The 13,314-nt window shown below is 58.3% G+C and carries 11 protein-coding genes and 1 pseudogene; 2 read left to right on the top strand and 10 right to left on the bottom strand.

Annotation, left to right across the window (positions count from 1 at the left end):
- Positions 1-89 precede the first annotated feature (89 nt).
- Positions 90-1,304, bottom strand: coding sequence for an NO-inducible flavohemoprotein (gene hmpA / locus NCS02_RS32090; RefSeq protein WP_250508207.1), 1,215 nt, complete (start codon positions 1,302-1,304; stop codon positions 90-92).
- Between the two features lie 53 nt (positions 1,305-1,357).
- Between hmpA and NCS02_RS32085 the strand changes: the two are divergent.
- A pseudogene (locus tag NCS02_RS32085) lies at positions 1,358-1,594 on the top strand (NYN domain-containing protein); the annotation flags it as partial.
- A gap of 357 nt (positions 1,595-1,951) precedes the next feature.
- Here NCS02_RS32085 and NCS02_RS32080 read toward each other — a convergent pair.
- The 9 genes from NCS02_RS32080 to NCS02_RS32040 form a co-directional block, all read right to left on the bottom strand.
- Positions 1,952-2,602 (bottom strand): TetR/AcrR family transcriptional regulator, encoded by a 651-nt coding sequence (locus NCS02_RS32080; RefSeq protein WP_250508206.1) that lies wholly within the window; start codon positions 2,600-2,602, stop codon positions 1,952-1,954.
- Positions 2,603-3,703: 1,101 nt separating this feature from the next.
- Positions 3,704-3,904 carry a hypothetical protein gene (locus NCS02_RS32070; RefSeq protein WP_250508204.1) on the bottom strand — a complete coding sequence of 67 codons (201 nt, stop codon included), beginning with the start codon at positions 3,902-3,904 and terminating at the stop codon, positions 3,704-3,706.
- 830 nt (positions 3,905-4,734) lie between these two features.
- The gene (locus NCS02_RS36540) at positions 4,735-4,956 is read right to left on the bottom strand and encodes an RNA chaperone Hfq (protein WP_350029868.1); all 222 of its coding nucleotides are present in this window, start codon (positions 4,954-4,956) and stop codon (positions 4,735-4,737) included.
- Between the two features lie 139 nt (positions 4,957-5,095).
- Positions 5,096-5,299, bottom strand: coding sequence for a cold-shock protein (locus NCS02_RS32065; protein ID WP_250508203.1), 204 nt, complete (start codon positions 5,297-5,299; stop codon positions 5,096-5,098).
- A 281-nt stretch (positions 5,300-5,580) separates the two neighbouring features.
- Positions 5,581-5,733, bottom strand: a complete 153-nt coding sequence (locus NCS02_RS32060; protein ID WP_250508202.1) for a hypothetical protein — start codon at positions 5,731-5,733, stop codon at positions 5,581-5,583.
- 208 nt (positions 5,734-5,941) lie between these two features.
- Entirely contained in the window at positions 5,942-6,178 is a 237-nt protein-coding gene (locus tag NCS02_RS32055; RefSeq protein WP_250520368.1) for a hypothetical protein, read from the bottom strand.
- Between the two features lie 1,868 nt (positions 6,179-8,046).
- A complete protein-coding gene (locus NCS02_RS32050) occupies positions 8,047-9,231 on the bottom strand; it encodes a Replication protein O (protein ID WP_250508200.1) in 1,185 nt (394 codons plus the stop codon).
- 238 nt (positions 9,232-9,469) lie between these two features.
- Complete coding sequence (locus tag NCS02_RS32045) at positions 9,470-10,543, bottom strand: ParB/RepB/Spo0J family partition protein (RefSeq protein WP_250508199.1); 1,074 nt, start codon at positions 10,541-10,543, stop codon at positions 9,470-9,472.
- The gene (locus NCS02_RS32040; RefSeq protein ID WP_250508198.1) at positions 10,540-11,775 is read right to left on the bottom strand and encodes a ParA family protein; all 1,236 of its coding nucleotides are present in this window, start codon (positions 11,773-11,775) and stop codon (positions 10,540-10,542) included. Before NCS02_RS32040 ends, NCS02_RS32045 begins: the two co-directional genes overlap by 4 nt.
- A 501-nt stretch (positions 11,776-12,276) precedes the next feature.
- On the opposite strand from NCS02_RS32040, the gene NCS02_RS32035 reads away from it, so the two are divergent.
- Complete coding sequence (locus tag NCS02_RS32035) at positions 12,277-13,167, top strand: hypothetical protein (protein ID WP_250508197.1); 891 nt, start codon at positions 12,277-12,279, stop codon at positions 13,165-13,167.
- Positions 13,168-13,314 lie beyond the last annotated feature (147 nt).

The raw sequence follows: 13,314 nt of genomic DNA, 5'->3' as shown, positions 1-13,314 counted from the left end.
CGACATCCGATTCCGAGCTTGCCTCGTTGCAGCAATCCGGTCGTTCGATGCCGGAGCCAACCGGGCCTGGAACACATCAAAACCTTGCGTCATTCCGCAAAGAGATCCGGACCAAAGACTTCATAATGAATTCTGGATTCCGGAACGTCGAGTTGCTTCAGTGCGTCATGCTGCAGCCGCATGAAAGGAATGGGGCCGCAAATGTAATAGTCGGCATCCGGTAACAAGATGAGGTCTTTGCTTTCGCCCAGATTGATGAAGCCTCTGCGATCGAAATCGACGCCTTGTACATCGCCCGGCAAAGGATCATCGTAGTACACAACAGCCTTGAAGTTTGGAAACGTGGCGACGGTCTGTTTGAGTCGGTCGCGCATTGCATGCACGTGACTGTTGCGCGCGCCGTGGATGAAAACGACTTGTCGCTGCGGGTTCTGGATCGCGCGCTTGAGCATGCTCACCATCGGCGTAAGACCAACACCGCCGCTGATCAACACCAGCGGGGTTGTTGCATTCACGTCGATGTAGAAGGTCCCATACGGTGCGGCCAGTTTAACTTCCTCCCCGACGTTGACGTGATCGTGCAGCAGCGACGAGACCTGACCAGGTGGGCGCGTCGCGTCGCCCTCTTCCCGCTTGACGGAGATTCGGTAGCTGTGTCCATTCGGCATATCGGACAGGCTGTATTGACGGATCTGCTGCAAGCCGAGCGCGGGCACGTTCACGGCAATACTGATGTACTGTCCGGGTTCAAAGTTGGGCACGGGCTGCCCGTCTACGGGCTGCAGGATGAAGGAGGTAATCACGCTGCTTTCGGGGCGCTTTTCTTTCACGACGAACTTCCGCCATCCGTTCCAGCCACCCATTGCACTCGCTGATCGCTCACGGAGCTCACTTTCCATGCCCATCAGAACGTCAGCCAGATTTCCATAGGCTTGCGCCCATGCAGAGATGATGTCGTCCGTTGCCGCGTCGCCCAATACGTCCTTGATCGCGCCCAAGAGGTGCTCGCCCACAATTGGGTAGTGCTCGGGTCGCACATCGAGGCTGGCGTGCTTGTTTGCGATGTTCTTCAATACCGCCGCCAGGCTCTCGGGTATCTCAATATTCTCGGCGTAGGCGTAGACCGCACGAGCGAGCGCTTGCTGCTGCTCGCCTCGCTCCTGGTGCGTCATGTTGAAAACGTTCCTGAGCTCCGGATGAGCTTCGAAGAGTCTCGTGTAGAAGCGCTTGATGATTGGGTATCCATGCTCGGCCAGCACGGGTGCCGTAGCCTTGACAATGTCCTTCGTCTTCTGTGTAAGCATCTTCGGTGTCCTCGAATTACGAGCGTAATCAATCGGCAGCAGTCACCATACCGGTGATCGGCGTCGGCGTTAAGCAGTCCACGTCCGACTCACTTGTCGCGAACTGCGACGAATTTATCTTCTACGACGATCTGGTCCGCGAGCAGCAGCGCGCAAGCGCTAAGCAAGAAGCGCGGGAAACGAACCGTGTGTCTGAACAAGATCGTCAGCCAGAAGAGGACATTGAGTCGCGTCCGTCGCACGGGGTCGCCATAGCGGTCGAAACCTTCGAGGCGCGCTCCTCTGATCGTCTTTTCGGGCGTCGCCGCGTATCGGCGTCGCGGCAAGGGGCACACAATCAGGTGGGTGGAAGCAGTGAATGCGCCGTGACAGACTACGCCTGTCGCCCAGCGTCAACCACGGCGATGTTGCGGAAGACAGCGTTGCCTCGTTTCCACCCGGTGCGTATGCGAAAGCGTGTCTGCCGTCTTCGCGCGCGCTCGCCAAGTCACTTGTGGCGACAGCCACCACCAGTTTTGTCGCCCGAGCTCCTGCGACATGCATAGCAAGTTGGAAGCTTCGCCCTGGAATCGCATGTGTGACGCTGGGTCGCAGGCGATGCCGCCGTCGGCGAGCAGCCCCTTCCATTCGATATTTTCTTAATGACATCAGGACGTCGCCACCACGGGCTCGTGATGTGTGAGATACGAGAGCACGAGCTCGGTACTCATCTGCCTCATGTGTTTTGCTTCCGTCGGATCGTTCAGGTCGATTCCTAACGTCGCTCCCAAGGAAAACCGATTTGAAACCACGTAATAGCCCAGTCCAGATAGAACCGTGTAGAACTTAGCGGGGTCAATGTCTCGAAACACGCCTGCTTCTTTTCCCCGTTCGAGAATGCGCGTGAGGGCCTCGAGCAGCGGCGAAACGACCCGCCGCAGGCTTGTCGTTTCCCTCGTCAGCTTCCCTTCGCGAAGATTTTCATCATTCAGAAGGCGCACCAAGTCGGGATGATCGCGATAGTAATCCCAGAGGAAATGCGCCACGCGCAGCACGCCCTCCTCGGGGGAAACACTGCTGAGATCGAGCGAGCGCTCGGCGGCGTTCAGGGATTCCAATACATGATCGAGCACCGCCAGGAACAGCCCGTCCTTGCTGCCAAAGTAGTAGTAGAGCATGCGCTCATTGGTTCCAGCCGCGCGCGCGATCCGATCAACGCGCGCGCCATATAACCCGCCCTTGGCGAACTCGTCCTGCGCGGCCGTTAGGATGCGATGCCGTGTGCCTTGCGGGTCGCGTCGACATCTCTGTTCTTTCATGACCGATTCCATTGGGGTGCCCTCGCGATGCATACGTCAAAGCGGTTGAACATCGAATGCCTGCTTGTCCTTCGGGCCTTCCTTGACAGTGCCTCTTGAATTTGACCGTTTGAAACGTTGACTACGATCTAAGGGTAATCAGCGAAGTGATCCAAGCTGCCATCGTCGGGTGGGAATGAACCCACACCCTTTCGCTGTCCGGCCGCGTGACCATGCTCGTCCCTCAGGCTCAAGACAGTTCGATGACCAGCGATAATGTTTGCCAAGCGGCTGTGACAACGGTTGATCGACGTCAAGCCGTTGCCACGCGCGGGTCTTGTTGCGTTGCCGGCGGCATGGCGTCCTGCTCGGTGACGCGGCGGTACCGTCGTCGCGCGATATGTCTGTTATTGCGCTTTATGCCGCGCCCATACCGACAGAATCACTCTGGAGTGTCCTCGCTGTGGAAGACCTTCACTGGGGGCGGCGGCATGGGCTGGCCTTCAACGTAAGCAAGCGCTGAGCGAATGGCGAACTGCATCGCTGCGGTCCGATTCGCAAAGAGACCCAGATCCAGGAGCGAATCGGTTTCACCATCCCGACTCTGAATAAGCGCACGCGCAACGAAGCTGTTGCCGACGCGGACCGCCGAAGGTTGGACAGCGGCGCCATGATGGTAAAAGATCATAGCCACCCCCGCGGGATACGGCACTTTCGATAGTCGGAAGACGGCGTGACGTCCAACGCTACGCGATGTGGGGCCGGCAACGTGTATTGACACACGCGAACTGGACATCGAAATAATCGACTGACACGACTGAAATCCGATGGCCGTTTGCGGACATATCGGCACCGAGCCTCATTGGCAAATAACTGACGTGTGTCGTGAATAGATAAGGCAAAGATGGTTTCCACTGAGCATGGTGTGGTTCCGCCGGCCTTATCGCACGCTACTGGTAGCGTGTAGTTTCTCTCAGCCATGCTGTCCTCCTCAGGAGGCATGTTCTAACCGTCCTCTTTTTCGGGGCCGGCCTGTTCTTGTTCTTGCAGAGATATAACGGCTTGATCTCACCGTCGCTTGCTATGGCGCCGCCACTCGCGGTCAAGCCCTGAATGGATGCGTCAATCGCGCTTTCCGTCAACCTGGGCGATTGCCCAGTTCACGGCGAACAGTGCCGCCGCCTCATCAGATGCGAATCGGCCGATGCCTTCGTAGAGCTGGCGATCTCCGTGCGGGTCGCAAATTAACACGCTCGAAGTGAACGCGCGATCCGTCTGAGTAACGATCGGACGAATGATTGCGCCGTCGTAGTGCATTTCCATGTGAAAGCTCGTCTCTCAGGTTCTAATGTTTGTCCAAGCTTTGCACGGGCTTAAAACAATGTGAAGGGTAAAGGTGCGCTAAAATCGGTGTTGTAAATGCATAGTCCGCAAAAATTGCGGCAACGTCGATTCGACGGCGATAACGACAAGCGGGGAATAAGCAAACGATAAGAATGTTTTGATAAGCTGCGCCGCCTTTCTTTTCGGCGGTTTATTCTCAAGCTGCCCCAGCCGCTGGGCACGGTCTTTACCTTCGCCATCCCACGAGCTCTCCGTCGCGGCGCCGAACCCTTGGGGCTAAGAAGAACTGTGACCGACCGGTCAGCTGAGAGTCGAGCGCTTTCGCCTAGCCGTGGTTCGAGCGAGATACTGACTGACTGCGCGAGCTGAGGCCTAAGCTCGAAGTCCGCAATCGTCTTAGCAAACGTTTGCTTTAGGCATATACTTAAATTTCTCTCAGCATCCGCTGTCGTGACTGGAGGCGGATGTTCCCCGGCCGACGCCCTCGGCGTCGGCTCTTTTTCGCCTTCTGTTATCGCACCCGCAATTGCATCGTTAGCGCTGGTTTTGGCAGCCCTTCGCTCATCGATTCGAGCGTCGGTGGCTAGGACGAACGCTCTCTTCCACTTGCAGGAAGCGCAGCGACCGGTCCGCTACTCGTATCAGAGCGTTATCCGCTCTCGCGCGGTCTAGCCCAGTGGATCCGCCTATGCGGACAACCGCACAGGCCGCCAGCGATGCCGCTGCGTTTTTCTCGGCACGCCGGCAGGTGGCCGCCGCAGCCGCCTCCTCAATGACCGTGCGCGCAGCCGCGCCGTCCGTGCGTCGCATCACCTGCTGCGACGCGCCTGATTGCAACGATGGCTTCCACTCGCGGGCGGACGCTCCCGCCGATCTCTCGTTCGGAGGTGCTCAACAACGTGCGCTTCGCAGACGGTCGAGACAGCGCTTTTGAACACGGTCTGAATGCCCGTCGGCGACTGCAGCGCAAGAACGTATCGGTCGAACGCCACGAGTTGGCCCGTCAATTGGATGCCGTTGACTGGAAACACCCAAACGAATGCTGCTGGTGTCGCCGAACAAAGCCACTTTCGCTAGTGGGTGGATTTTGGCCTTCAGCGACCGTTTTTTCTGCCCTGCCCGCACCTTCCGACGCCCTGACGACCGCTTAAATCGACGGGGCGCCTTCCCTTACGCCGGCTTGATATTCGACGCCTGTTTGCCCTTCGGCCCCATCTTCTCGTCGTAGGTCACCTTCTGCCCTTCTGCGAGCGATTTGAAGCCGTTCGACTGGATTCCCGAGAAGTGTGCGAACAGATCGTCACCACCCGCGTCCGGCGTGATGAAACCAAAACCCTTTGCATCGTTGAACCACTTGACCGTACCCGTTGCCATTTATGTTTGACCCAGAAAAAGTTGAAGACGGCACCCGCCATCTCGCGAGCGCCGGAGCCTATCTTCACCTGCTGGCACATGATCGGCGACCGAGAAAATCAAAGACATGGCCCCTTTCCGATAGGTCAGTCGGCTTACCACTGAGTGGCCCTGATCCTGATAAATCCCGCGTTTTGACATTATTAGGTTTCCTAAGTGTGCAAAGGGGCGACGGTTATGTGCGAAGGCGACACCTCGCGTTAAGGTCGTCGATAAAGCTTCTATTGCGAGGCCGTCCGCGGCTACCTGTCCTCGCCGGCGGGTCTAGCTTCGTCGCCCAGCAGCTCAAGAAGACGCCGCATCAGTGTTGCCCGGAGTTTTTCAATCGGCTCCGCATAGCGGTCGATGAGCAGCGGACGTAGATGCAGATACTCATCGATCAGGCATTCAATCACCGGATGTCGATAGGCGAATCTCGCGCAGGGGGCCCGTGACTTGGAATGGCGGCTAAGTAAAGCGAATGACCGCGATTACCGCAGGCCGGCAGCGCTTCGCAATGGTGGCAAAAGCGCCGCGATGGTCCGCAGCGGCGAAAAGGCGCCTCGGTGGCTCGACGAGCGCGAAGCGGTCACTCCCTCGCGCCGTCACTTCGCCGCCGATTCGTTAAGGCCGATCGCCAGTCATCGGCGGCTCGATGGGTCCAGCGAAGAGGTCCCCATCGAAGTACGCATCATCGAGTTCCATGATGGTCTCGTCCCCCATCAGAATCACAACAAAATCGACCGCCCCGTCGCCAGGCACCGCGGAGATTTCCGCTATGGTTTGTTGCGGCGATCGCTCGTCGACAAAGCGCAACCAGTAGTAACCGGGCGCAGTCGGCCGTGTACCTTTCCACTCCATAGCAAGCTCGCATTACAGGACCGTTGCTATCAGATTAGCGCTTCTGTCGCGCCGCGTAACCCGCATCACCTTCTTCTACCGCAGCGTTCGGCTCCTCATTCCCAGCTCTCCTTACTCGCCACCTTCAATTCTTTGAAGTGGCTGGATCGCCGATGTGACCCGACCAAGACCCTAGGCTCCTCCTCAGCGCCGGAACGTATCAAGTCTCACACAACCCGTCTTATCCGATACGCTGTGCCGAGAACGGGACCGACCGCGGTGGGGACGCGTTGAAAAATGCCGCTCGACCGGCGCGTCCGGCACGGGACGCCGTGAAACAATTTCCCAGAATCGACAAAACCCGTTTGCAACCAATGGCTTAGCTACCTCGCCACTTGTTCGGCGATGTTCCACGCGCGGAAACAGAAGGTCCGCCACATGTCCGCCGTCAGCTTAGGGATCCACAATAATTTCTCGCGCGAGCAGGCTCTCTGCGCCGTTGGAAATCGGGCGTCAAGAGACGCCGTCCCCTTCTTGCCGGTCATGCGGCCTTTCCACCCGGACCGCAACGGCATGACTCACTCGATCCGCTCGACTGCTGCCGGCGCCCTCGCCTCTCGGCCCCGCATTTGAACGAGGCGCCCCTCCGAGCGAGCTTGAGATGTAGATCACGTCGCGGTAAGCCAACGTCGGTGTCACCGACGCCAGTGGCTTACACGAACCAAGCCGCGCTGACTGACGCGACACTAAGGCAATCATGGCAATTTCGGCGACAAAGCAGTGTGGCCGTTGAGGCAGGTCTTGGCTGGAATTCACGAGAGACCATGGTGGTCGATCTCCCTGGCTTCGCGGTGGTCTGTCCCGATAACACGACTTATCAGGCTTGAGAGCATCGCTTGGCCACGCCTGCTTTGTCCGAGGGTGCCCGAAGACAGCTCAGCGTGCCGCCGTGCGCCGCCGTCGGTCGGCCCTTAGGTGCGCGAGTAGAGCGATGGTTGAACCGACCGCGGCGGGCCTCCCGGGCGGAGGAACCGACCTGCGAACGCCGACACATACCGGGGTGGCGCCGTTTATTCGACTGGCATCCGTCCGTCGGTCCCTTCGCCCAGTAAATGTTTGCGGCAACGCCGTGACCGGCGTCTACGCTGCTTTAGACGGTTCGAACGACCTCCACCTGGATGCAGGACCGCGTCGCTTCCTGGCGACCCACGACGCGGCCATCTTGGCACCTTGCAATGCGCGGACCGGTGGTCGGAAAGCTCGAGCCATCCGGACGTAGTCGCTGAAGAAACACACCGCCGGCATGATCTGCCTAGCGCCGCCGAGCTTGGGCACTTACTTCGCTCACACGGTTTCCACCGCCAGCAGCCTCCAGAGCTCTAATGTAAGGCACCGTCGACCGAGCCTAGTTCGCCGACCGCCGCCATTAGGGAGCCCCCGTCCATCGCCTGAATGCGCGGATTCTCCGCGTGGCAGGCGTGTTGCACGCTGAAATCCTCGTACCGATTCTCCGAAAGGATGCCCCTCGGCGCTCTCGGTCCGCTCTTGGGGCTGTGCCCCGTAACATCGCGCGCGCGGCCGGTACTCGACGAGCGTACCCTGTGGGGGCGTCGCCTCCTTCGCCTCCGCTCGACGACCGAGCCTCGGACGGCTCTCGTCTTGTCCTCGCGGAGATTGTTCCGTCGTGGCGTCTCGATCCCGGCTTCAGGTGGGCTCGTAAGCATGCGCTGCGGCTGCAGACGCGGCAACCTGCGGACGTTGCGACTAGATCGGCTGCTCGCTTTCTACCCGGGCACTAGATAGCTCCCCACGGGGGGCGTCGCCTTCGGGCGCTGAATTCGCACGGGCAAATTTATCTGGTTCCTATAGGCGACGGTCGCTCGCGGCAGTTATGCGCCCGGTCCCCGCGCTTTCAGGAGCTGCCGCAGCCCGGCGATGTGCTCCCGCACCGCCCCCGTCACCGGCGGCTTTGGGTGAGTCAGCGGTGCCGTGCAAGGCTGCGTTTTGCCGAGAGCCTCGCGTCGCGCCTGGGCGAAGCGCTCGAGATCGAGCGCGGTGGCTGGTCGAAGTTTCCCTGACGCGAGCGCCGTCGCAAACGACGGCATCCATCCGGCGGCCTGGCGACCGATGCGCTCGGTGAGACTGAAGATCGTCAGCGAGTCACCATCGGCTCCGATCACGAACTGGCGCGCGTGGTCCGCGCCGATGAACGTGCGGCCGGCGTGCTGGAGCGCAACGACCCGGGCGTCCGCCTGCTGCTGAGCGCGTGCTTGCTCGGCATGCTGTTGGGCGTGCCGACGTCGAACCAGGAGGGCGAAATCGACGGGATTGCGGAGCAGCGCACGCAGGTAGTTGATTGGCGCCTTGGCGAGCTTCAGGTGCTCCCAGGTCGCTTCCACCACATCGGAGAGGCGCTTGCCGTGCTCACGCGCCTCGCGCATGAGTTTGAAAATCAAGAAATCAAAAAACCCCAGGGTGCGCAGGCGCTGAAGGTCCGCAGGCAGTTGGCCCGGTTGTCTCTTTTGAAAAACACAAGGGCTTAGATCCTTATATATTCCACCGTCTGCCACATTGGCAGACGGTGCAGGCAAAGCAGGCTGGGCCAGGGCGAATCCGGCTGATGAGGGCACCTGAGCGGGTTCGTTCCCGTGCACGCGCGGATGCTCAATGAGGCCGAGAAGGGTCGCAGCATGTTCGGTTAGATGCAGGTAGGCGCGACCAAACAATCCAGCTTCGACATAACGGCTCTGCGGGCGACGTTCGATGAGTCCGGCGAGCTCGAGATCGTCGAGGCTGCGATAGAACGTCCGCATGGATTGAAGCGCGCGGCCCGTGAGCAACTCACGGCGCGCGAAGATGGCACCGAACGGTTTAGCAGCGTCGACGGTGCGAGCGAGCGCAGAGAGCACAGCGCGAGCGCGCGGCGGAATCTGTTCGATGTGCGCGGCGCGAAACGCGGCCCGGAAGATGATCCAGGGCAGGTTGGTTGAGTCACATCGAAAAGCGGTGAGGGCGGCCGAATCTTCGGGGTGTGTTTCGCCCTCGCCAGCAACGAAGCGTTGCGCGATAAACATGTCGAGCGGTCCATTAAAAAATGGATTGAATTTGCTTGACTGCTGATCGCGTTTCGCTACACTCAGGTCTATGCGTAGTGACCACTTTCCGGTTCCCGCCGGTGAGTGTGCGGTTAGGCTCTCGCAGCCAAACCTTCAAAAGCCCTCGGTTCCCGCCGGGGGCTTTTGTTTTCGGTGTCGCTGAAACTAGTTGTTACGATTGGTCAATTAGAGTCTCATATGTTTAAAAATCAGTGACTTAGCTTTTGTCGTCCCGCAGTTCGCTCCTTCCTGCGCTTGCAAGACCTTCCAGCGTTCGTTTGATGGCATCTTGAACCGACTGCGCAACTTCCTCAGACTGGAACTCGATACGCATGACGTTCTTTGCGCGACGAACGTCGCACCAGGTGCTTTTGCCTGCCTTCACTTTGAAAGTGGTAGCTAACGGCTTCGCAACCTTCGGTCTGTCCCCATCTTTTGCAAAGCGTACTGCTTGCGCTTGATCCAGCTTTCCAACGGAAACCTGGAGAACGGCTTCGACTACACGCTCGCTCTTCCCAAGTTCGGAGAGACTAGCAAGTTCAGCCGCCGCGGTGGCACCTACGATGCCGACGTTCGCTTCAAGGACTGTACGAGCTGCACCGGGTAGGCGATCGTATGAAAGCAACAGGCTGACGTACGATTGACTGATCCCAATTCGGCCGGCGATCTCTGCCTGTTTCAAGTTAGCGTGCGTCTGTTGGAACCGCTTTAGCCCGACATACTTCTCATAGTCGGTAAGATCCGATTGCATAAGATTCGCAAAGAACGCACCTTCGTCAGCTTCCTCTGTGGTCGCGTCGACAACTACACATCGGACAGACTCGCGACCCAGTTCTCGCAGCGCGTCTGTCCGGTGATGACCTGACAGAATTTCAAACCCACCCTCCGACCGCGGAAGAACGACGACTGGATGAATGAGCTTGTTGTGCCGCAAGTTTTCCCGAAGCTCGGCATATTTCTCCGCCGGCATATGTCGTCGCCGACCTGGCACCTCGTGCAAGTCGACTAGACGAATGTCAATCGCCGCCCCAGATTGTTGAGCATCGGAAAGCTCTTTTTTTAGACGCGCAATTTCGTCGCTGGAGCCACCCGTAGCACCGGCTTCCAACTCTTCTATTCGCGTGCGTAGTACCTCAAGCTCCCTCTCCTTCTCGGCTAGGAGAGGAAGAGAAGCCATCAACTGTCCAGGCGCAGTCTTCGGTCTGCTCGGGATTTCGGGCTCGGGCCGCGGTGAGCGGGGATTGGAGCCAATTCCCGCTGCCTTCGCTGCGAGCCGATCCTTGATACTCATTTGGCCTCCGATTCAGCGAGCCAGAGCGTGACAATCTGTTGGTCCACGATTTCAGCAAGACGGTCATAAGCCTCTCTAGCTCGCTGGTACGTTTTTAGACTCCCTTGGTACTTCGAGATGTCGTAGACCGTGCCAAATTCCGCTGCTGCTGATTGCGTTACCGCAGTCGTAGGTATCTCGACGGGAAGTACCAGACTTTCGTAAGTTTTGTTGATCCAATCTCGAACGATTGGTGTCGCTGCTTGGCTTTGGTCTACTTTTGCAAGTAGCACATTGATGAAGTCGAAACTCTTGTCGAGTTGCGGCGCGACTTCCTGCATGCTTTGCGACAAATCCGAGAACAGGCTCCAAAACTGCGTTGATGATGCGTAGTCGAGTGCGCTGGGGGGCGTCGGCACAATCAGGCCGTCGGCAGCCATGAAAGCATTGATAGTCAGATACGAGAGGGCGGGGGGCGTATCGATGATGACAACGTCGTATTTGTCAAGCAGCGACTTCAGACCACTATTCAAAACATTCCAAAATTGGAAGTTCTTATCCTTCGACTGTTTGAACGGGAGGAAGAATTCCGCTCCAAATAACGCAGCACTCGCCGGGATCAAGTCGATACCATCCCAGTACGTTGACTGCACCGCGTACTCGAGACTGTCGGTCTCGCCGTAAATCAAAGGAAGAACGGTATGCTCATCTGCCACCTCGCTGTCCGCCAGTATTCCGTGCAAGGCAGAGAGCGACGCTTGGGGGTCAAGGTCAACGAGAAGTACTCGCCGGCCGAAAAGCGTCAGGCCTTGAGCCAGAGTCATTGCCGTGGTCGTCTTACTAACCCCGCCCTTGAAATTTCCAATGGCGATTGTTTTCGCTTTGACGCCGACGGGACGTTTGGCAAAGGGGGCAATTCGATTGATCCAAACCCTTGTTTCCTCGAGTGTAAACTCGCGACTGCGACTATGCCGCAGAGTGCCTTGCGGAAGATCTGTCTCGGTACGAGCCAGATAATGCATACGCTGTCGGTCAACGCGGCAAAGGTCACCAACTTGAGCAGTGGTAAACACGGGCGGATTTTTTCGAGGATGCGGAGCGAGCATGCTCTCCCGAACATCGACCAGCATGTCGCTGGCGCTCTGGGCGATGTCCTTGATCCCGGTCAGCGGAATCCGCCTCGGCGCGTGCTTGACTTGAAGTTGCATCGTAGTCGAGGTTTTATCAGGGCGTGCCCGAACGGCCGTGGTCATCTACTGCTCCCATTGTTGTATTCAACACTAGGATGAGAAAAAAACGATAGGTGTTGAATTTCCGACAGCATAGTGGGAAACGCGCGGCGTCGCAAGTTTACCTTTGTTGAGAAGCCCCCGCTGCTGCGGGCACGAGCGTCAGATATTTCGAAAGAGCTTTAAGTCTTTCGTGTATGCAGGGCGATCGCGGTGGCGTTCGTGCAAATAGCGTTTCGCTGCCGACGACTTCCGCACGGCGAATCCCTCCCAGTCAACACGCTGCGCCCGCGGCCGGGCTCGGGAGCGTTACTGCCTGAGAAGGCCGGTTTTCGCCGGCCCAGTAAGCAAGTTGCTGACACGTCGTTGGTCCTGCCATTCCGTCGCGCAAGGTGAGTTTCGCGCAGAAGTATGACGAAATGGCCGACTAAAAATGCGTGAAATGACGCGTAAAATTGGCGTCTTTCACCCCTTTGCGCGCGCTGATTACATTTGATAATCGTCGCAGTAACGGGACAGGAAAGAATGATTGCACTGGCTGGAACCCCCATATCTCGCGACCCGCTTGCCTTGGCCGGTCTCTATCAGTCGGGCCTTGGCACTTCGTGGAAAACGCGCCGACAAGCGGTTGCTGCCTTCGCGCGCTTTACGCCAAAAGTGACCGCGGAAGCATTGAGTCGTGCCATCACTGTTTCGAAACTGCCGCCGCCGATATTGGCGCTGTTCGAAACGGCAGGCGTGTGGCCCGAGACGGCTCGCCACTTGATCGGACTTTCGCGGAAGCACGGGCCAGACGTGCTTTGTCAGCGTGCGATGGAGATCGACCCTCTCGGGCTGTCGTGGTCCGAAATCGTCGATCGTCTGGACGGTAGACAAGTGCGCCGACCCGAAAGAATCGTCTCCCCAATCTCGCCTTTGGCACTTGCGACTGAGTACAAGCGAGGAATTGAGGCGGGGCGATGGACGTCGATAGTCACTGCTGTAGCCGCGTGCCCAACGTGGGAGCGGACCCGTCTTTCAAAAGCGATCGCGATTTCGAAGCTGCCTTTTGAGGTGCTGCAACTTTTCGAGTTGAAGCGCATCACGTACGCTCTCGGTGCTACGCTCGTCAAGATTCGCAAGGCAATCGGCGAACGGGAGATGGCTGCACGGGCAAACAAAATGTTGAACGCACCTCGTCGAAGGACAGTTGACGAGACCGTAGCCAATCTGCTGGAGGTACGGCCCGAACAGGGAGTGGAACTGGCGGTACGCCGAGACCAAGGCGCAATGGTCCTGGAATTCAAGGTCAAGCTGGACGAGGCCGAAGAGCTACTGACGAGTGCCAGCGAGATCGCAGCGCTCGTTCAGGTGGCGGTCATGAACGTTCGATTCAAACGCACCGTCGGTACCGTCTCCGTTCGAAGGCAACGATAGGCAGCATGACTAGAAAAACCGGAATGCTGAACATTTCGCCTTTTAACAAGGCGGCCCGGTTCAATGAGATAAGAGGTGGCTGCGGGAATTCGGACAGCGGGATAAGTGGACCAGCCGAGGCCTGAGCCGGCGATAATGCAGGCAAAG

This window comes from Caballeronia sp. NCF2, from assembly GCF_023631205.1.
GTDB lineage: Bacteria > Pseudomonadota > Gammaproteobacteria > Burkholderiales > Burkholderiaceae > Caballeronia > Caballeronia zhejiangensis.
Note: the sequence above shows the minus strand (reverse complement) of the source record. Positions and strands in the feature narration are given on the sequence as shown.

Bases quoted from the DNA above. Each gene is read 5' to 3' on its own strand.
- hmpA (WP_250508207.1), bottom strand. From the start codon at position 1,304: ATGCTTACACAGAAGACGAAGGACATTGTCAAGGCTACGGCACCCGTG.
- NCS02_RS32080 (WP_250508206.1), bottom strand. From the start codon at position 2,602: ATGAAAGAACAGAGATGTCGACGCGACCCGCAAGGCACACGGCATCGC.
- NCS02_RS32070 (WP_250508204.1), bottom strand. From the start codon at position 3,904: ATGGAAATGCACTACGACGGCGCAATCATTCGTCCGATCGTTACTCAG.
- NCS02_RS32065 (WP_250508203.1), bottom strand. From the start codon at position 5,299: ATGGCAACGGGTACGGTCAAGTGGTTCAACGATGCAAAGGGTTTTGGT.
- NCS02_RS32055 (WP_250520368.1), bottom strand. From the start codon at position 6,178: ATGGAGTGGAAAGGTACACGGCCGACTGCGCCCGGTTACTACTGGTTG.
- NCS02_RS32050 (WP_250508200.1), bottom strand. From the start codon at position 9,231: ATGTTTATCGCGCAACGCTTCGTTGCTGGCGAGGGCGAAACACACCCC.
- NCS02_RS32045 (WP_250508199.1), bottom strand. From the start codon at position 10,543: ATGAGTATCAAGGATCGGCTCGCAGCGAAGGCAGCGGGAATTGGCTCC.
- NCS02_RS32040 (WP_250508198.1), bottom strand. From the start codon at position 11,775: ATGACCACGGCCGTTCGGGCACGCCCTGATAAAACCTCGACTACGATG.
- NCS02_RS32035 (WP_250508197.1), top strand. From the start codon at position 12,277: ATGATTGCACTGGCTGGAACCCCCATATCTCGCGACCCGCTTGCCTTG.